The 18433-nt window shown below is 67.0% G+C and carries 18 protein-coding genes and 2 tRNA genes; 13 read left to right on the top strand and 7 right to left on the bottom strand.

The window, feature by feature from the left end; genetic code table 11:
• Positions 1-5: 5 nt before the first annotated feature.
• Together ACWPN5_RS10900 and ACWPN5_RS10895 are read right to left on the bottom strand one after the other, a co-directional pair.
• Positions 6-2396 (bottom strand): xanthine dehydrogenase family protein molybdopterin-binding subunit, encoded by a 2391-nt coding sequence (locus ACWPN5_RS10900; RefSeq protein ID WP_492295398.1) that lies wholly within the window; start codon positions 2394-2396, stop codon positions 6-8.
• A gap of 37 nt (positions 2397-2433) precedes the next feature.
• A complete protein-coding gene (locus ACWPN5_RS10895; RefSeq protein WP_145686306.1) occupies positions 2434-2931 on the bottom strand; it encodes a (2Fe-2S)-binding protein in 498 nt (165 codons plus the stop codon).
• 319 nt (positions 2932-3250) lie between these two features.
• Between ACWPN5_RS10895 and ACWPN5_RS10890 the strand changes: the two genes are divergently transcribed.
• The 4 genes from ACWPN5_RS10890 to ACWPN5_RS10875 all read left to right on the top strand — a co-directional run bounded on the left by ACWPN5_RS10890 (position 3251) and on the right by ACWPN5_RS10875 (position 8286).
• The gene (locus ACWPN5_RS10890) at positions 3251-4189 is read left to right on the top strand and encodes a TAXI family TRAP transporter solute-binding subunit (RefSeq protein WP_137114513.1); all 939 of its coding nucleotides are present in this window, start codon (positions 3251-3253) and stop codon (positions 4187-4189) included.
• 31 nt (positions 4190-4220) lie between these two features.
• Positions 4221-6317 carry a TRAP transporter permease gene (locus ACWPN5_RS10885; RefSeq protein ID WP_145686305.1) on the top strand — a complete coding sequence of 699 codons (2097 nt, stop codon included), beginning with the start codon at positions 4221-4223 and terminating at the stop codon, positions 6315-6317.
• 10 nt (positions 6318-6327) lie between these two features.
• Complete coding sequence (locus tag ACWPN5_RS10880; protein WP_200476868.1) at positions 6328-6708, top strand: DUF1850 domain-containing protein; 381 nt, start codon at positions 6328-6330, stop codon at positions 6706-6708.
• Between the two features lie 114 nt (positions 6709-6822).
• Positions 6823-8286 carry a sodium:proton antiporter gene (locus ACWPN5_RS10875; protein WP_492295397.1) on the top strand — a complete coding sequence of 488 codons (1464 nt, stop codon included), beginning with the start codon at positions 6823-6825 and terminating at the stop codon, positions 8284-8286.
• A 54-nt stretch (positions 8287-8340) separates the two neighbouring features.
• Here ACWPN5_RS10875 and ACWPN5_RS10870 read toward each other — a convergent pair whose 3' ends face one another.
• Both ACWPN5_RS10870 and ACWPN5_RS10865 read right to left on the bottom strand, forming a co-directional pair.
• Entirely contained in the window at positions 8341-9165 is an 825-nt protein-coding gene (locus ACWPN5_RS10870; RefSeq protein ID WP_200476870.1) for a universal stress protein, read from the bottom strand.
• A 93-nt stretch (positions 9166-9258) separates the two neighbouring features.
• Positions 9259-10017: a DUF1194 domain-containing protein gene (locus ACWPN5_RS10865; RefSeq protein WP_492295396.1), complete on the bottom strand. Its 759-nt coding sequence runs from the start codon at positions 10015-10017 to the stop codon at positions 9259-9261.
• A gap of 127 nt (positions 10018-10144) precedes the next feature.
• Between ACWPN5_RS10865 and ACWPN5_RS10860 the strand changes: the two genes are divergently transcribed.
• From ACWPN5_RS10860 to ACWPN5_RS10845, 4 genes are all read left to right on the top strand, one after another.
• Positions 10145-11308: an acetoin utilization protein AcuC gene (locus ACWPN5_RS10860; protein WP_492295395.1), complete on the top strand. Its 1164-nt coding sequence runs from the start codon at positions 10145-10147 to the stop codon at positions 11306-11308.
• A gap of 160 nt (positions 11309-11468) precedes the next feature.
• Positions 11469-12026 carry a hypothetical protein gene (locus ACWPN5_RS10855; RefSeq protein WP_145686272.1) on the top strand — a complete coding sequence of 186 codons (558 nt, stop codon included), beginning with the start codon at positions 11469-11471 and terminating at the stop codon, positions 12024-12026.
• Entirely contained in the window at positions 12023-12577 is a 555-nt protein-coding gene (locus ACWPN5_RS10850; protein ID WP_145686264.1) for a hypothetical protein, read from the top strand. Before ACWPN5_RS10855 ends, ACWPN5_RS10850 begins: the two co-directional genes overlap by 4 nt.
• Before the next feature lie 127 nt (positions 12578-12704).
• Positions 12705-13145, top strand: a complete 441-nt coding sequence (locus ACWPN5_RS10845) for a DUF192 domain-containing protein (protein WP_492295394.1) — start codon at positions 12705-12707, stop codon at positions 13143-13145.
• A 10-nt stretch (positions 13146-13155) separates the two neighbouring features.
• On the opposite strand, the gene ACWPN5_RS10840 is transcribed toward ACWPN5_RS10845, so the two are convergent.
• The gene (locus tag ACWPN5_RS10840; protein ID WP_492295393.1) at positions 13156-13671 is read right to left on the bottom strand and encodes a hypothetical protein; all 516 of its coding nucleotides are present in this window, start codon (positions 13669-13671) and stop codon (positions 13156-13158) included.
• 116 nt (positions 13672-13787) lie between these two features.
• Here ACWPN5_RS10840 and ACWPN5_RS10835 point away from each other — a divergent pair.
• The 4 genes from ACWPN5_RS10835 (at position 13788) to ACWPN5_RS10820 (ending at position 14986) form a co-directional block, all read left to right on the top strand.
• Positions 13788-13865 (top strand) — tRNA-Pro (locus ACWPN5_RS10835).
• Between the two features lie 49 nt (positions 13866-13914).
• Complete coding sequence (locus ACWPN5_RS10830) at positions 13915-14211, top strand: ETC complex I subunit (protein WP_014240426.1); 297 nt, start codon at positions 13915-13917, stop codon at positions 14209-14211.
• Positions 14212-14221: 10 nt separating this feature from the next.
• Positions 14222-14298, top strand: a tRNA-Arg gene (locus tag ACWPN5_RS10825).
• 442 nt (positions 14299-14740) lie between these two features.
• On the top strand, positions 14741-14986 hold the full coding sequence (locus ACWPN5_RS10820; protein ID WP_145676475.1) for a DUF6460 domain-containing protein: 246 nt from the start codon (positions 14741-14743) through the stop codon (positions 14984-14986).
• A gap of 346 nt (positions 14987-15332) precedes the next feature.
• On the opposite strand, the gene hisI is transcribed toward ACWPN5_RS10820, so the two are convergent.
• Both hisI and metC read right to left on the bottom strand, forming a co-directional pair.
• Positions 15333-15770: a phosphoribosyl-AMP cyclohydrolase gene (hisI, locus tag ACWPN5_RS10815; protein ID WP_145686254.1), complete on the bottom strand. Its 438-nt coding sequence runs from the start codon at positions 15768-15770 to the stop codon at positions 15333-15335.
• Positions 15771-15800: 30 nt separating this feature from the next.
• The gene (gene metC, locus ACWPN5_RS10810; protein WP_492295392.1) at positions 15801-16979 is read right to left on the bottom strand and encodes a cystathionine beta-lyase; all 1179 of its coding nucleotides are present in this window, start codon (positions 16977-16979) and stop codon (positions 15801-15803) included.
• A gap of 241 nt (positions 16980-17220) precedes the next feature.
• Here metC and ACWPN5_RS10805 point away from each other — a divergent pair, with 241 nt between their 5' ends.
• Positions 17221-18243 carry an amino acid ABC transporter substrate-binding protein gene (locus tag ACWPN5_RS10805; RefSeq protein ID WP_014240430.1) on the top strand — a complete coding sequence of 341 codons (1023 nt, stop codon included), beginning with the start codon at positions 17221-17223 and terminating at the stop codon, positions 18241-18243.
• Positions 18244-18433 lie beyond the last annotated feature (190 nt).

The raw sequence follows: 18433 nt of genomic DNA, 5'->3' as shown, positions 1-18433 counted from the left end.
CCCTCTTACTCGGCCGCCTGGGCGGGGGTGTGGCGCCGGATCGCCTGCCAGACCCGTTCCGGGGTCGCCGGCATGTCGAGATGGGTGACGCCGTACTCGGACAGGGCGTGCACCACCGCGTTCATCACGGCGGCCGACGCACCGATGGTCCCGGCCTCGCCGCAGCCCTTCACGCCCAAAGGGTTGTGGGTGCAGGGCTGGTCCTCGTGGTAGCGCACCGTGAAGGACGGCACGTCGTCCGCCCGCGGCATGCAATAGTCCATGTAGGACCCGGTGATGAGCTGGCCCGACTCCTCGTCGTAGACGCAGTTCTCGTAGAGCGCCTGCCCGATGCCCTGGACCAGCCCGCCATGGACCTGCCCCTCGACGATCAGCGGGTTGATGACCCGCCCGAAATCGTCCACTGCGGCGAAGCTCGCCACCTGGACCACGCCGGTGTCGGGGTCGATCTCCACCTCGCAGACGTGGCAGCCGTTGGGGTAGGTGAAGTTCTTCGGGTCGTAGAAGGCCTGCTCGTCCAGCCCCGGTTCCAGCTCGTCGAGCGGGAAGTTGTGCGGGACGTAGGCCTGCAGGGCGATGTCGCCGATGGTCAGCGCCTTGTCGGTGCCGGCCACCACGAACCGCCCATCCTTCACCTCGATGTCGGCCTCGGCGGCCTCCAGCATGTGGGCGGCGATCTTCTTGGCCTTGCGCTCCACCTTGTCCATCGCCTTGACGATGGCCGACCCGCCGACCGCCAGCGAGCGCGAGCCGTAGGTGCCCATGCCGAAGGGGATCTTGCTGGTGTCGCCGTGGACGATCTCCACATTCTCGATGGGCACGCCGAAGCGTTCGGAGACGAGCTGCGCGAAGGTCGTCTCGTGCCCCTGCCCATGGCTGTGGGAGCCGGTGAAGACCGTCACCGAACCGGTGGGGTGGAAACGCACCTCCGCCGATTCGTAGAGCCCGGCCCGCGCGCCGAGCGCGCCCGCGATGTTGCTCGGCGCGATGCCGCAGGCCTCGATGTAGGTGGCGAAGCCGATGCCGCGCAGCTTGCCGCGCCGGGCGGATTCGGCCTTGCGCGCCGCGAAGCCGTCGTAGTCGACGAGCGGCAGGGCGATGTCCAGATTCTTGGCGAAGTCGCCGGTGTCGTATTGCAGCGCCACCGGGGTCTGGTAGGGCATGGCGCTGGCCGGCACGAAGTTGCGGCGGCGCAGCTCCGCCTTGTCGATGCCCGTCTCGGCGGCGGCGACCTCGACCAGCCGCTCGATCAGGTAGCAGGCCTCCGGCCGTCCGGCGCCGCGGTAGGCGTCCACCGGCACGGTGTTGGTGAAGACCGCCTTCACCTCGGCGTAGATCGCCGGGGTCTTGTACTGGCCGGCCAGCAGCGTGGCGTAGAGGTAGGTCGGGATCGACGGCGCGAAGGTCGACAGATAGGCGCCCATGTTGGCGATGGTCGCGACGCGCAGCGCCAGGAAGTTGCCGTCCCGGTCCATCGCCAGTTCGGCGTGGCTGACATGGTCGCGGCCGTGGGCATCGGTCAGGAAGCTCTCGGAGCGCTCGGCGGTCCATTTCACCGGACGCCCGACCTTCTTCGCCGCCCAGGTGACGACCGCCTCCTCCCCGTAATGGAAGATCTTGGAGCCGAAGCCGCCGCCGACGTCGGGGGCGACGACGCGCAGCTTGTGCTCCGGGATGCCCAGCACGAAGGCGCCCATCAGCAGGCGGATGACGTGCGGATTCTGGCTGGTGGTCGTCAGCGTGTGCTCGCCGGTTGCCCGGTCGTACTCGCCGAGCGCCGCCCGCGGTTCCATGGCGTTGGGGACGAGGCGCTGGTTGACCAGATCGAGCTTGGCGACATGCGCCGCCTGTGCAAAGGCCGCGTCCACCGCCGCCGCGTCGCCGAGATGCCAGTCGAAGCAGAGGTTGCCGCCGACCTCGTCATGGACCAGCGGCGCGCCGCCCTCCAGCGCCTTCAGCGAGGTTACCGCCGCCGGCAGCTCCTCGTAATCGACCATCACCAGCTCGGCGGCGTCCTTCGCCTGCTCGCGCGTCTCGGCGATCACCACGGCGACGGCGTCGCCGACGTAGCGGGCGCGGTCGCGGGCGATCGGGAAGTGCGGCGGCTCCTTCATCGGGGAGCCGTCCTTGGAGTGGATCTGCCAGCCGCAGGGCAGGCTGCCGACCTTGTCGGTCTCCATGTCGGCGCCGGTCAGCACGGCGATCACGCCGGGGGCCTGCATGGCCTCGGCCGCGTCGATGCCGGTGATGCGGGCGTGGGCGTAGGGGGACCGGACGAAGACCGCGTGGGTCTGGCCGGGCCGGTTGATGTCGTCGGTGTAGGTGCCGCGCCCGGTCAGGAAGCGCGCGTCCTCGCGCCGGCGCACGGAAGCGCCGATGCCGGTGGGGTTCGCCATCTTCGTGTTCCTCCCATGTGAGCCTTGCTTCCGCCCGTTATTCGGCGGCGGCCTTCAACGTGCCGCCCTGCATCGCCTCCGCCCCGGCCATCACCGCCTTGACGATGTTGTGGTAGCCGGTGCAGCGACAGATGTTGCCCTCCAGCCCTTCGCGGACCTCATGTTCGCTGGGGGAGGGGTTGGCCGTCACCAGATCGACGGCGCTCATCACCATGCCCGGCGTGCAGAAACCGCATTGCAGGCCGTGATGCTCGCGGAAGGCCGCCTGCATCGGGTGCAGCGTGCCGTCCGCCGCCGCCAGCCCCTCGATGGTGGTGACCGCGGCGCCGTCGGCTTGGGCCGCCAGCATGGTGCAGGACTTCACCGACCGCCCGTCGATGTGGACGACGCAGGCGCCGCACTGGCTGGTGTCGCAGCCGACGTGGGTGCCGGTCAGGCCGAGCTGGTCACGGAGGAAGGTGACCAGCAGGGTCCGCTCCTCCACCTCGCGCGAGACCGCCTTTCCGTTGACGGTCATGGAAACGGTACACGGCATCCGCTGTCCTCCCATTGATTGGTGACGTTCTGTTGCCCCGACCTTCGCGACGCTTCTTTCGACGGTACTTCCAGATCTGCGGGATAAAGTGTGGTGCAGGACCAACCGGAACAAGGATAGGGGCGCGCCGTCCTATCCGGTCAAGACGCCGTTCGGCCTCCTCCGAAGGGAGAGGGCTTGTGCCGAACCGCCGCGCGTCTATCGGTTCCTACGGACTGGCGGACCCACCGACCACAAGTTAGGATAGCCAACAATCCGACGCAAACCAAAGCGTCTTACGAACGATCCGCAACGGACAGCCTTTTGGGAGGGCAGAAGTATGAAACGTTTCCTGGCCGCGGTCGGCGTCTGCATGCTCACCGCGCTGCCGGCCCAGGCCGAGCAGTTCGTCACCGTCCTGACCGGCGGCACCAGCGGCGTCTATTACCCGCTGGGCGTCGCGCTGTCCGGCATCTACGGCAAGGCCATTCCGGGGGCGAAGGTCACGGTCCAGGCCACCAAGGCGTCGGTGGAGAACCTGAACCTCCTCCAGTCGGAGCGCGGCGAGATCGCCTTCTCGCTCGGCGATTCGCTGAGCGGCGCCTGGAAGGGCGACGAGGAGGCCGGCTTCAAGAGCAAGCTGACCAAGCTGCGCACCGTCGCCGCCATCTACCCCAACTACATCCAGATCGTGGCGAGCAAGGATTCCGGCGTTAAGACGCTGGCCGACCTGAAGGGCAAGCGCGTGTCGGTCGGCGCGCCGAAGTCGGGGACGGAGCTGAACGCCCGCGCGATCTTCGCCGCCGCCGGGCTGGGCTACAAGGACTTCGCCAAGACCGAGTATCTGCCCTTTGCCGAATCGGTGGACCTGATCAAGAACCGGCAGCTCGACGCGACCCTGATCTCCGCCGGCCTTGGCGTGGCGGCGATCAAGGATCTGGCGACCTCGCAGGACATCACCATCGTGTCGATCCCGGCCGACGTCATCCAGAAGGTCGGTGATCCCGCCTACATCGCCGAGACCATCCCGGCCAACAGCTACAGCGGCCAGAGCGAGCCGGTGCCGACCGCGGCGGTGCGCAACCTGCTGGTCACCCATTCCGGCGTGTCGGACGACGCGGTCTACGCGATGACCAAGGCGATGTTCGAGAATCTCGACGCGATGGGTGCGGCCCACGCCGCCGCCAAGCAGATCAAGCTGGACGCCACCACCATCCAGTCGCCGGTGCCGCTGCATCCGGGGGCGGAGAAGTTCTACAAGGAAAAGGGCCTGATGTAAGCGCGCCGCGTCGTCCCGGAACCCCCGTGCGATGAGCGCATCCCCCCAAGAGGCGGACAACAAAATCCGCCAAGCCATCGACCGTGAGAACCCCTCCACGGTCGTGGCCTTCGAAGGCGTGGCGGGCAAGGCCGTCTTCGCCATCGCCGTCGCCTTCTCGCTGTTCCAGATCTGGACGGCGGCCTTCAACCCGCTGTCCAGCATGGTCGTGCGGTCGGTCCATGTCGGCTTCCTGCTGCTGATGACCTTCACGCTGTTCGGCTTCCGGCAGGAGGCTGAACGGCGCAGCGTTCCCTGGTACGACTGGCTGCTTGGCCTGGGCGCGTTCGCGCTCGGCCTCTACCATTACGTTTTCGAGGTCGATCTCATCCAGCGGGCCGGCGACCCGAACACCACGGACCTGATCGTCGGCGCGCTGACCATCGCCCTGGTGTTCGAGGCGGCGCGGCGCATCATGGGGTGGGCGTTGCCGATCATGTGCGGCGTCTTCATCCCCTACGCGCTGTTCGGGCGCCATCTGCCCTTCGGGCTGGCCCACCGCGGCTACGACGTCGACCAGGTGATCGACAACCTGTACCTCTCAACGGAGGGCATCTACGGCACGCCCACCTTCGTCTCCGCGACCTTCATCTTCCTGTTCATCCTGTTCGGCGCCTTCCTGGAGCGCGCCGGCATGATCAAGCTGTTCAACGACGTGTCGCTCGGCCTCGTCGGCCATGCCAAGGGCGGGCCGGCGAAGGTGGCGGTCATCTCGTCCGGCTTCATGGGGACGATCAACGGCTCGGGCGTGGCAAACGTGCTGACCACCGGCCAGTTCACGATTCCCCTGATGATGCGCTTCGGCTACCGCCCGGCCTTCGCCGGGGCGGTGGAGGCGACGGCCAGCATGGGCGGGCAGATCATGCCGCCGGTCATGGGGGCGGCCGCCTTCATCATGGCGGAGACCATCGGCGTCCCCTTCAGCGACATCGCCATCGCCGCGGCGATCCCGGCCATCCTCTATTTCGGCAGCGCCTTCTGGATGGTCCATCTGGAGGCCGGCAAGCACAACCTCGTCGGCCTGCCGAAGGACCAATGCCCCAGCGTCCTCGGCGCGCTGAAGGAGAGCTGGTACCTGATCCTGCCCCTGGCGGCGCTGGTCTACCTCCTGTTCTCCGGCTTCACGCCGCTGTTCGCCGGGGTGATCGGCATCGCCCTGACCGTCGCGCTGATCCTCGGCACGCGGATCGTCGGCTTCATCGGCACGACGGTGCTGCGGGTCGGTTTCTGGGTCGTCCTTGGCCTCATCGCCGCAGCGCTGTGGCGGATGGGGCTGCGGACGGAGCATCTGGCCTTCGCCATCGTCGGCCTGCTGGTCCTGCCCTGTCTGGCGCTGAAGGGCGGGCGGGAGACGCTGGCGCTGCTGGTGCAGAGCCTCGCCGACGGCGCCAAGAACGCCGTGGGGGTGGGCGTGGCCTGCGCGCTGGTGGGCGTGCTGATCGGCATCCTGACCCTGACCGGGCTGGCCTCCAGCTTCGCCTCCACCATCATGGACCTGTCGGGCGGCAATCTGCTGATCGCGCTGCTGCTGACCATGCTGGCCTGCATCGTTCTGGGCACCGGCCTGCCGACCACGGCGAACTACATCATCACCGCGGCCATCGCGGCGCCGGCCCTTTTGCAGATGGGCGTGCCGCTGATCGTCTCGCACATGTTCGTCTTCTACTTCGGCATCATGGCGGACCTGACCCCGCCGGTGGCGCTGGCGGCGCTGGCCGCCTCGTCCATCTGCCGGGCCGGGCACATGGAGATCGGCTGGATCGCCACACGCGTCGCCATGGCGGGCTACGTCGTGCCCTTCATGGCGGTGTACGACCCGGCGCTGATGCTCCAGACCGACGACCCGCTGGCCGTGGCCTACGTCCTGTTCAAGGCGCTGATTTCCATCGGCCTGTGGGGCGCGGCGACCATCGGGTATTTCTGGACGCCAATGAACTGGGCGGAGCGGGTGTTCGCGGCGGCGGCGGCTTTCCTGTTTGTCCTGTCCCTGCCCGTGACGGACGAGGCCGGCTTCGTCATGACGGCGGCCTTCCTGCTGTGGCAGCGCCACCGTCTGCGCCGCCTGGGTCGGACCAGCGCCCCGGCATGATGGCGGCGGCATGAGCGTGGCCTTGTGCCTGTCGGCGCTCGGTGGGGCGGTTCTGGCCGCCCTGCCGGGTCCCGCCTTCACCCTGTCCTGGACCCATTCGGTGGAAAAGACCGAATGGCGGGAGGACTGGCGCATCGAGGATGGACGTCTCGTCCTGACCGAGGCCCGTGTGAAGGGCGCCGGTGCCGGGATGGAGCCGCCCGCCGAGTCCCGCTTTGCCGACGGTTGGTGGGTCTGGGTACCGACGGTGCCGCCGCTGGAACGGCTGGTCCTGGCCGCTTCCTCCTTCACACCGGACCACACATTGTGCGCGGGCGGAACGTGCCGCCCGCTTCACGGCTGGATCGGCGGGCCGGGCCCGAGTCCACTCGAACTCAGGCCCTGCGGTTAGAGACACGTTCTTCACGCACGGCCGATAAGGGAATTCCGAAGGGGCGTTCCGGCTTGGCTTAGCCCTTTCGGGGACGCATACTTCGGTAACTGATATTACAGATGAATGCCTGTTATGACCGACGCCCGACCGACCCGACATCGCCTCGCCCGTTCACTTGCCGCTCCCCTGGCCGGTCTCGCCGCCGCCGGACTGCCGGGGCTGGCCCTGGCGGCGGAAGCTGCGGGGGCTCCGCATCTCGACGGGCGCGACCTGAATGTCTTCTGGGTGATTCCCTTCGTCGGGATTCTGCTGTCCATCGCCCTGATGCCGCTGCTGGCGCCATCCTTCTGGCACCATCATTTCGGCAAGGTCGCCGCCGGCTGGGCCATCGCCTTTCTGCTGCCCTTCGCGCTGACCTTCGGGGCGGGCCTCGCCACCTACGAGCTGCTGCACACGCTGCTTCTCGAATACATCCCTTTCATCGTGCTGCTGACCGCCCTGTTCACGGTTGCGGGCGGCGTGCGGATCTGCGGAACGCTGGTGGGCACGCCACTGGCGAACACGCTGGGGCTTGGGCTGGGCACGCTGCTGGCCAGCCTGATGGGGACGACCGGCGCCTCGATGCTGCTGATCCGCCCGCTGATCCGTGCCAACGAGCACCGGCGGCACAAGGTGCACACCGTCGTCTTCTTCATCTTCCTGGTGTCGAACGTTGGCGGCTCCCTGACGCCGCTGGGCGATCCGCCTCTGTTCCTGGGCTTCCTGAAGGGGGTCAGCTTCTTCTGGCCGACCATCCATCTGTTCTGGCCGATGGTTCTGGTGTCGGGCTGCCTGCTGGCGATCTACTTCGTGGTGGACCTCTACCTGCACACCAAGGACCCCGGCAAGCACCCGCTGATCGAGGGCGTGCATGAGCGCGAGCCGGTGCGAATCGAGGGGGCGGTGAACCTGCTCCTGCTCGTCGCCATCGTCGGCGCGGTGCTGCTGAGCGGCGTCTGGCATCCCGGGGTGGGGGTGGAGATCTACCACATCCAGGTGCCGCTGGAGACGATCGTCAGCAACCTGCTGCTTCTCGGAATCACCGGCCTGTCGCTGGTGCTGACCAGCGCGCGCAGCCGCCGCCTCAACGCCTTCACCTGGGGGCCGATCCTGGAGGTGGCGAAGCTGTTCGCGGCGATCTTCCTGACCATCATCCCGGCCATCGCCATCCTGCGGGCCGGCACCGACGGGGCGCTGGGCGCCATCATCGCGGCGGTGAACCAGGACGGCCAGCCGGTCCCCGCGGCCTATTTCTGGGCGGCCGGCATCCTGTCCAGCTTCCTCGACAACGCGCCGACCTACCTGATCTTCTTCAACACCGCGGGCGGCGATGCGCAGGTGCTGATGACCGACCTCGCCGTGACACTGGCGGCCATTTCGGCGGGCGCGGTGTTCATGGGCGCCAACACCTACATCGGCAACGCGCCGAACTTCATGGTCAAGGCCATCGCCGAGGAGCGCGGCGTGGCGATGCCGAGCTTCTTCGGCTACATGCTGTGGTCCTGCGGCATCCTGGTGCCGCTGTTCGTCCTGGTGACCTGGGTCTTCTTCCTCTAGGTCCCCCTCGATAAGCAGGCGGGCCGTGCCGAAGCACCGCCCGCCTGCCGAATTTCAATGGGCCATCAGGACCGGGGTGGTGAGGTTCGACAGCACCGTGCGCGTCGCCCCGCCCAGCACCATCTCGCGCAGACGGGAATGGCCGTAGGCACCCATCACCAGCAGATCGCCGCCCAGGCTGCGGTGGCTGTCCAGAATGATCTCCCCGACGTCACCGCCCTGGAAGATGCTGGCCTGATGCTGGCTGCGAACGCCATGGCGCTCCAGCCAGATCATCAGGTCACGGCCACCATCCAACGCATCGCCCGGCGGGTCGATGGTAACCACCGTGACCCGTCCGGCCGCCGTGAGGAAGGGCAGGGCGTTGCGCACGGCGCGCCCGGCTTCCCGCGTGTTCTTCCAGGCCACCACCACATGGCGGCCAATCTCGGTCCGGGGCGGGAAGGTGTAGGGAAGCACCAGGGTCGGGCAGGAACTGGTCAGCGGAAGGCGGTCCGGCACCTGGAGCATCACCCGATTGCTGAGATCGTCGCCGTGGCTCTGGCTCACGATGGCGAGGTCGGCATAGGCGGCGCGGGCGGCCAGCAACTCCACATGGTCCCCTTCGTCGACCGTCCAGGAGTAGGAACAGTCCTTCAGCGCCGACCGGACCTCCTGTTCGATCTGTCCGGCCTTCTCGTGGGCGATGGCCGTGGCCTCGGCGATGTAGGCGTAGGAGGCGGCGCGTCCGGTCACCGCTGGGGGCATCGACACCGGCGTCGCCACGAACAGCACCTCGACAAAGGCGGAGAAGCGCTTGGCGAGACCGACCGCGACCTCAAGCCGCTGGGTGTGGCGGTCGTCGTTCGACATGTGCAGCAGGATCGTCTTGATCGGCATGGTCTCGCTCGCAGGTTTCGAACCGGATGACCGGCACTCCATAGGTAATGTTTGTTGAGCCAACATGGCAACGGCCCGGCTGACACGGGTTCTCTATCGGCTGGCAAAACCGCTGCGCCCGCCCGCACCTTCGTCGGGAGTGAGCCCGGAGATTTCCAGAAGCAGCTTGCTCAGGATGGCGTCGGCGAAGGCTTCGAAGCTGACGGCGGGCACCAGGAAGGCGCCGGGCCCGCCGATCACATGCTCCTCGTAATAGCCGTCGAGGTTCGTCGGAGCCGCCCCGCCCCAAGGATTGGGCCGGTCGTTGAGGATCGGCAGGCCGTTGATGGTGATCCCAGCGGCGACTGCCTCGTCGCGCGCCCATTGCACGGGACGGCCGCGGTTGTTGACTCCGTCGCCCGACACGTCGATGACCCGCCGCGTCCCTTCGAATCCATTGTCGTTGAACAGGCGGGCACTGAAATCGATGGCCGCGCTGATCGAGGTCCACTGCGCGCTCAGCGTGGGCAATTCGGCGATCGAGGAGGCGAAGGCCTCGACGCTGCCGTGGTCGCTCAGCAGGGTCCAGGGCACGGTGATGCGCTGGAAGCTGTCGCCGGCCCATTCGACGTAGGTGACGGCGATGCGCCCGAACGGACCGCCGCGGATCGCCGCCTGGATCTTCGGGTCGGTGAGGGCGGCGACGTACCCCTCGCGCTGCAGGCGTCCTTCCTCCGCGTCCACGCTGCCGGACACGTCCACGGCCAGCACCAGTTCCAGATCGACCGGCGTGTCGGCCAGGGCCGGCGCCCCCATTCCGCCGGCCAGAAAAACCGCGACGGCCATCCCCGCCAGACGCCACGCACCGTCCATGCCGTGCCTCCCCCGCGGATATTGTCGCCCGTACCCCTCAAGAAAAGAGATCGCTGCGCCGCCGCGACAAGGGGCCCTGTGCACGAGACGTTGACGGACGGGCGTCGCCGCTCCACCTCTCCACCCCATGCCGACCGAATCCCGATCCGAATGTCCGCCTGATTTTCCCGCCCACCCGCTGTTCCTGGGCAGCGAGATCTACCGGGGCTCCAGCTATGGCGCGAAGCACCCGCTGGCCATCCCGCGGGTCTCGACCGCCATCGACCTCAGCCGCGCCATGGGCTGGCTGCCCGACGCGGTCTACCGCGACAGCCCGTTCGCAACGCCGGAGGAACTGACCCGCTTCCACGCCCCGGACTACATCGCCGCCCTGCACCGCGCCGAGGCCGACCAGCGCGTGGATGCCGCGACGGGGGAGCGCTACAACCTCGGCCGGCTGGAGAATCCCGTCTTTCCTGAGATGTACCGCCGTCCCGCCATCAGCACCGGCGCCGCCATCCTGGCTGGGCGCCTGCTGGCGGAGCAGCCATCCGGCATCGTCTACAGCCCTGCGAGCGGCACGCACCACGCCCGTCCGGGGCGGGCCAGCGGCTTCTGCTACCTCAACGCCCCGGTGCTGGGCATCCTGGCGCTGCTCGATTCCGGGATCGACCGGGTGCTCTACGTGGATCTCGACGCCCACCACGGCGACGGGGTGGAGGACGCCTTTGCCGACGACGACCGCGTGCTGACCCTGTCGGTCCATGAGGACGGACGCTGGCCCTTCACCGGCAAGGCGGAGGACCGCCCCGGCGCCATGGCCGTCAACCTGCCGGTGCCGCCGGGGTTCAACGACACGGAGATGGATTACCTGCTGGAGACGGTGATCCTGCCGCTGGGGCAAGGGTTCCGCCCTCAGGCGCTGGTCATCCAGACGGGGGCCGACGCGCTCGCCGAGGACCCGCTGAGCCGGCTGGAGCTGTCGAACGGCGCGCTGTGGCGGGCGGTGCGGGCGCTGATGGGGTTGGCGCCGCGCCTGATGGTCGTCGGCGGGGGTGGCTACAATCCCTGGTCGGTCGGGCGCTGCTGGGCGGGCATCTGGGCGGTGCTGAACGGCATCGACCCGGCGGTGCCGCCGACGCCCGAGGCGGAAGGCGTCCTGCGGTCGCTGTCCTGGTCGCGCGCCGCCGGGCGCAACCCGCCCGAGCATTGGTTCACCACGCTCGCCGACGCGCCACGCCCCGGCCCGCTGCGCGACGAGGTGCGGCGCGTTGCCGCTGCGGCAATCACGAAAATGGTCCGAACCGGATAATCTTTGGAAAGTTTTTCATTCACATATGTCACGCAGTTGACGTAATGGAACGAATCGGCCAGCCTGATTCGCGCGACTCGCGCTGTCCGCAGGCTGGTTCGACCGGCCACGTCACGCTGGAGACCGGGAGCCGGAGAGACGGAGAGGGGGCAGGCCGACGATGTCCAACACCACCTTGCTCCTGCTGACCATCGCCGCGATGATGCTGGCCGCCGTCCCGGTCGCCATGATGCTGAAGCGCTTCTTGCCCGACTTTCTTCATCGCTCCGCGGGTCTCGACCAGCTTGAGAATCGCATCTATGTCCTGCATTCGGAAATCCATGAGCTTCAGGACCGGGTGAACGGCAAGGTGCAGCGGCGCAACCAGGTGTCCGCCGAGAAGCACCGCGCCGAAACCGAAAACCGCAAGATGGAGCGGGCGATCGCGGAAATCGCCCTTCAGCCCCCGGTGTTCGTGCATGAGGTCGGCGATCCCCAGGCCGGCCTGTCGAAGTTCCTGGTGACCGTCGGCCAGGAGAAGGCGTCGGCCGGCGGTGACAAGTCGCAGGTCAACCCGATCTGGCGCTGCGCCAACGTGGCGGAGGTCTGGGCATCGGGAGCGGAGGAGGCCAAGCAGCTGGTCGAGGTGGCGTTCCCCTTCAAGATGGGTTTCACCAAGTCCTTCCAGAGGACCCAGGGGCGCCCCAACCCCGGCCGGATCAAGGCGCCCGCATCATGATGATCAACTTCCTCATCATTCTCGGCATCATCGCCATCGGGGCGTGGCTGGGCAACGTGCTGCTGGCGGTCGATTCCCAGGTCGCGCAGAGCCGCAGCCGGATGCGGGCCACCAAGGACACGATCGGCAAGCTGGAGGCGACGATCCGCCGGCTCCAGCAGGAGGACGAGCACATCGTCAAGGAGATCGAGGAGTGCATGGCCGGGACCGTCGAGGCGCGGCGCAAGCAGTCGGAGATCCAGCGGCGCCTGTCCGAAGCGCAGACCAAGCAGCGGCCCCAGCTCCTGATCCTGACCGACCGGCGCAATCCGAACGACAAGGAATGGCTGGTGACGGTCGTCAACACGCAGATCGGCGAGATCGACGCCCTGCACCCGCTGGCCGTCGAGTGGGCGCGTGGGCGCGACTATCTCGTCTGGGCCGAGAGCGACCGCGAGGCCGGGGAGCGGGCCATCCGCCGCTTCAGCGCGCGCCCCGGCTATCAGATCAAGCAGATCAAGCCGCTGACCAAGGACATCTACACCACCGCCACCGACCGTACGGCGGCGTGACGCCGTTCACGAGACGCCTCTGGACAGGCGGGCGGCGCGGCGGCATCGTCCAGGCTCTCGAACGTCAAGGGATGGGTTGGTCGCGATGATCGGACGGGCTGCGCGTGTCCTTCTGGGTGGGCTTCTGATGGGAGCCGTGGTTCTGCTGTCGGCCTTGCCGGCGGTGGCGCTGGAGAGCTTCGCCCGCTCTTCCCTGACCGTCGAGACGGCGGGAGGCGGTAAGTACCGCTTCGACATCGAACTGGCGGAAACCCCGGCGCAGCAGGCGCAGGGGCTGATGTACCGAGAAAAGATGGCCGCCGACGCCGGTATGCTGTTCACCTACGACCGTCCGCAGCCGGCCAGCTTCTGGATGAAGAACACGCTGATCCCGCTCGACATGATCTTCATCGGCGCCGACGGCCGCATCGTGAACATCCACGCCAACGCCGTGCCGCAGTCGCTGGACGCGGTGAACTCGGCCGGTCCGGTGAAGGGCATCCTGGAGATCAACGGCGGCATGAGCGCGCGGCTGGGCATCCGTCCAGGCGACCGCGTGGTGCACGCGGCGTTCGGCACCGCGAAGTGATGGCGCCGCGTTAACGGTCCTGCTCGGGGAACCCGAAGGCGGTCAGCACGAGCCGGGCCGCCGCCTCGGGGTCCGTCTCGGGGTTGGTGACCGCACCGCTCAGCACGATGGCGGCGCGCGGGTGCAGCCATCCCCGCAGGGCGCGCCGCAACGCTCCACCGGGCGGCAACGCCGTCTCCAGCACCGCCGTCGGCGTGCCCTGCCGCGCCAGCCGGGCGGCGGCCAGGGCGACGAGCCCGGCGTCCGAGCCCACCCCGACCAGTCCGGCCGGCCGGCGCTCCGCGACGATGCGGGAGAGCGCAAGGACGGAGGTGCCGGTGTGCCGCTTGGCCAGGTCGATCTGACCGATGCCGGGGTGCAGCGCTGCCCGCAACGGCCCGCCCCCCATCGGGGCGATGACGTCGAGCCCGTACCCCCACCTCTGGAAAGCGTTGGCGACGCCCACGGCGGCACGCCCGGCCGGGGAGTCGTCCAGTCCGGAGACGAAGACGGCAAGACGGGGAGGGGGCAGGGAAGGGCTGTTCACGGCGGCTGTTCGACAGGGGCGAAAGGGGCGGCATCATACGGAAGCCCCACCCTGCGGGATAGATGCGGCTGCGTCTTGCCGTTCGCGCGGGGTTCGTGTATTCCACTGCCCGACGTCGGGGCGTAGCGCAGTCTGGTCAGCGCGCCAGTTTTGGGTACTGGAGGCCCCCGGTTCGAATCCGGGCGCCCCGACCAACGAAATTCGAACGATGCACCACGCACGTATCAGAGGAGATGCCGCGTCATGAAGGTCCGGATCTACCAGCCGAGCAAAGCGGCCACTCAGTCCGGGCGTGCCAAGACGCATCGTTGGCTGCTTGAATACGAGATTGAAACCCCGCGCCGTCCGGAGCCGTTGATGGGCTGGATCAGCTCTGGCGACACGCTCAACCAGGTGCGCATCGGTTTCGAGACGTCGGAGGAGGCGGTTGCCTTCGCCCAGCGCAAGGGCTGGGACTACACGGTCCAGGACGCTCCCGTGCGCCGCGTTCGGCCGCGCAACTACGCCGACAACTTCCGCATGGACCGTCCGCGCTTCTGATCCGGACCGGGGCCCCATAGCTCAGTTGGATAGAGCAATCGCCTTCTAAGCGATAGGTCGCAGGTTCGAATCCTGCTGGGGTCGCCATCTCCTTTGCAGTTCCGCTTGCTCATTATCGATTTGGACCGGCCGCTGATTTTCATCGGTGGTCGGTCACCTGATTCCAAAATTGGTCAACACAGTTATCCCCATACCCCTTTCGTCGTAGACGAAGGGATAGCGAAGCGCGCGATCGCGGTCAAAGCCTGACAATTCGCAGTGTATCCAATGGTTTCGCACCGCAATGGCCATGCCCAAATTAGGGGCATGGCGGTAACCGACCGCCACCCCAACGGGCTTGACGACTCATCCACAAAGTTATCCACAGAAAATGGGGATAACCCGAACGCGCCGGTACGAAGGCGGGCCTGGGCGTTATCATGCGCCACCGCCGTCACCATCTACCTCAGGGAACGGTCTCCATACCGGAGACGTTGCACGGGGCGCGTGTGCAATCCCACGCCGTTCGGCGTCAGCACGAGGTGATGTCTTGGTCGGTTGGATCGTCAGAACGCTTCTTCTGTGCTTCGTGGTCGGGCTGGTTCTGTCCTTTCTGGACATCAACCCGGCGAGCATCCTGACCAACAGTTGGGGCACGATCCAGGACATCGCCCGGTTGGCGGCCGACTTCTTTCATTGGGCGCTGCCCTACATCCTGATCGGGGCGGTGATCGTCGTCCCGCTGTCCGTCATCGGAGCGGTCATGCGCTGGACCCGCACACGGCACCGCCCCTGATTGCGGCGCAATGCCCATCACCCGCACAAGAAAAAACCGGAGATCCAGTGGATCTCCGGCTAAGTGAATACAGGGAGGGTTAGAGACAAGGACTGTTTACTCCCGCGGCTCATCCGCTTCGTTGATCTGCGTCAATCGACGCTAATTTTATCAGCTGCCTGCAACCGGCCCAGATTGTCTTCGGGCAAAAAAATAGCCGAGGGTTCCATTGGAACCCCCGGCATAGGCGAATACAGGGAGGGTTAGAGACAAGAGCGTTCTACCTCCTCCGGACCCCGGCTACTTTGACATAGATCAAACACTTTTCGCATTGCAGCGAAGGTTTAGCGTCTTAATTATTGCCGTCTTATTTGTGCGTGTGTCCGTAGAGAACCGAAGGATCGGTCTCAACATCCTGAATAATTTCGAGTTTTCCATCACGCAGCGCTCGGTAGAAGCAACTGCGGCGTCCGGTGTGGCAGGCGACGCCGTCCTGTTCCACGATGACCAGCAGGGTGTCGCCGTCGCAATCGACGCGGAAATCCTTCAGCCGCTGCATCTGGCCGGAGGTCTCGCCCTTGCGCCACAACCCCTTGCGCGACCGCGACCAGTAGCAGACGCGCCCCGTGCGCAGGGTTTCCAGAACGGCGTCCCGGTTCATCCAGGCCATCATAAGAATCTCGCCGGTGCCTTCCGCCTGGGCGATTGCGGGGACCAGCCCGTCGGCGTTGAAGGCGATGGCCGCGATCACGTCATCGTATGCGGGCTCGGGGTATGCGGGCTCGGGCGCGGTGGCGTCCGTCATGGTGTCCAGTCCTCGTGTTCGTGCCGCGTGTCAGCGGGCCGCCCTCAGGCGGGCGAAGGCGCCGTCCAGGTCGCGGATGAGATCGTCGACGTTCTCCAGCCCGGCGTGCAGCCGCAGCACGGTGCCGGGATCGGTCCAGCGGGTCGCCGTGCGCACGGCCCCGGGCCGCGCCGGCAGGATCAGGCTCTCGAACCCGCCCCAGCTGTAGCCCAGACCGAACAGCTCCAGGGAGTTCAGCATCGCCGACAGGGCCGGCTTCGGCGCCGCGTGCATGACGATGGAGAACAGGCCGGAGGATCGTCCGATGTCGCGCTTCCACAAATCATGGCCCGGGCATTCCGGGAAGGCCGGATGAAGGATGCGGGTGACCTCGGGCTGCTTCGACAGCCAGCCGGCCAGCGCGAGCGCGCTTTCCTCGTGCTGCCGCAGGCGGACGGCCAGGGTGCGCAGGCCGCGCAGCCCCAGATAGAGGTCGTCCGGCCCGGCGCAGGTGCCCGTCCGCGTCGCCGCCTTCTTCACCGCCAGCCAGTGCGCCTCGTCGGCGCAGGAGATCACGCCCAGCATCGCGTCGGCGTGGCCGACGATGTACTTGGTCGCCGAGTGGATCGACACGTCCACCCCATGCTTCAGCGGCTGGAAGAAGAGGGGGGTGGCCCAGGTGTTGTCGATCATCACCGTGGCGCCCACCGTCTTGGCCGCCGCGGCGATGGCCGGAACGTCCTGCACCTCGAAGGTCAGGGAGCCCGGCGATTCGAGGAAGACGACGCGGGTGTTGGGCTTCAGCAGCGCGGTGATGCCGGCGCCGATGGTGGGGTCGAAATACTCGACCTCCACGCCGTAGGGGACCAGCGTGTCGGTGGCGAATCGGCGGGTCGGGGCGTAGGCGCTGTCGGTGATCAGCACATGGTCGCCGGTCTTGGTGAAGGCCAGCAGCGCCGTCGCGATGGCGTTCAGGCCGGACCCGGTGTTGACGGAGCGGTAGGCTCCTTCAAGCTCCGTCACCGCCTGTTCGAAGGCCAGCGTGGTCGGAGTCCCGACGCGTCCGTAGTTGATCGTGTCGAAGGGGGCGCGGTCGCTCGCCTCCAACTCCTCCAGAGTCGGAAAGAGCACGGTCGAACAATGGTAGACCGGCGGATTCACAATTCCGTGATTCTCACGCGGGCTGCGCCCGGCGTGTCCGAGGACCGTATCTTTTCGTGCGTCTTTCATGGGTCTTCCCGCAACAACAGTGACGGTGGTCGTATCCTGACTTTCCAGGATGGACCCGACCGCCAAAGATTTCTTTTCCCCAAGCCTCTGTAAGGGATAACCAAGCCAAATGCACGGCTTAAGGATGATTCGACAAGCCGGTTGCTGTTGGTGCACTCTTGTCACACGCGCGTGTCCGCCATGCGGGGCGCGCAATGCATGAACCTAAGCGTAAAAACGCAAGAACAGGGTGGAGCTTAATATGAAATCGGGAATCCTCGCCGCTGCTGCCGCGGCCGTGGTGTTCGGCGCCGTGACCGGCGCCCAGGCCGGTCCGACGCTGGACGCCGTCAAGGGCCGCGGCTTCGTCCAGTGCGGCGTGAACGCCGGCCTTCCGGGCTTCGGCAACCCCGACAGCTCGGGCAACTGGACCGGTCTCGATGTCGATTACTGCCGCGCGGTCGCGGTTGCGCTGTTCAACGACCCCAACAAGGTCAAGTTCACCCCGCTGTCGGCCCAGCAGCGTTTCCCCGCCATCCAGTCGGGCGAGGTCGATCTGCTGTCGCGCAACACCACCGTCACGCTGACCCGCGACACCTCGGTCGGCCTGAACTTCGCCCCGGTCACCTATTATGACGGCCAGGGCTTCATGGTGAACAAGAAGCTCGGCGTGAAGAGCGCCAAGGAGCTGAACGGCGCCACCGTCTGCGTCCAGGCCGGCACCACGACCGAACTGAACCTGGCGGACTATTTCCGCACCAACAACATGTCCTACAACCCGGTCGTCATCGAGTCGAACGACGAGGTGAACGCCGCCTACTTCGCCGGCCGCTGCGACGTGCTGACGACGGACGCCTCCGGCCTGGCCGGCACCCGCGCTGGCGTGGCCCCGGTTCCGGACGATCACATCATCCTTCCGGAGATCATCTCCAAAGAGCCGCTGGCCCCCGCCGTCCGCCATGGTGACGACCAGTGGTTCGATGTGGTGAAGTGGACCGTCTACGCGACCATCCAGGCCGAAGAGATGGGCATCACGTCCAAGAACGTCGACGAGTTCGTGAACAGCAAGAACCCGGAGATCCAGCGCATCCTCGGCACCTCGCCGGGCATGGGCAAGGCGCTGGGCCTGGACGAGAAGTGGGCCTACAACATCATCAAGACCATGGGCAACTATGGTGAGATCTTCGAGCGCAACGTCGGCACGAAGACCCCGCTGAAGCTGGAGCGCGGCCTGAACGCGCTGTGGACCAACGGCGGTCTGCAGTACGCGATGCCGATCCGCTAAGGACGGAAAGGGGGACCGCGGACCACAGGGAGGCCCGCGGTCCTTCCTTTTTTGACGACGGGCAGGGCGGTTGCAGGGCGACAAGAATCAATGCCCGTGCCGCAGGCCCGTTTGGGAGACGATATACGTGGCGCAAGTTGCGGCGGACGTTCGGGAGGCGGCCGACGCCCTTATGCCATGCTGGTGAGGG

It is taken from the genome of Azospirillum sp. UENF 211521 (assembly GCF_058780535.1).
The sequence above is the reverse complement of the archived record's forward strand: the minus strand, read 5'-3'. Positions and strand labels throughout refer to the sequence as shown.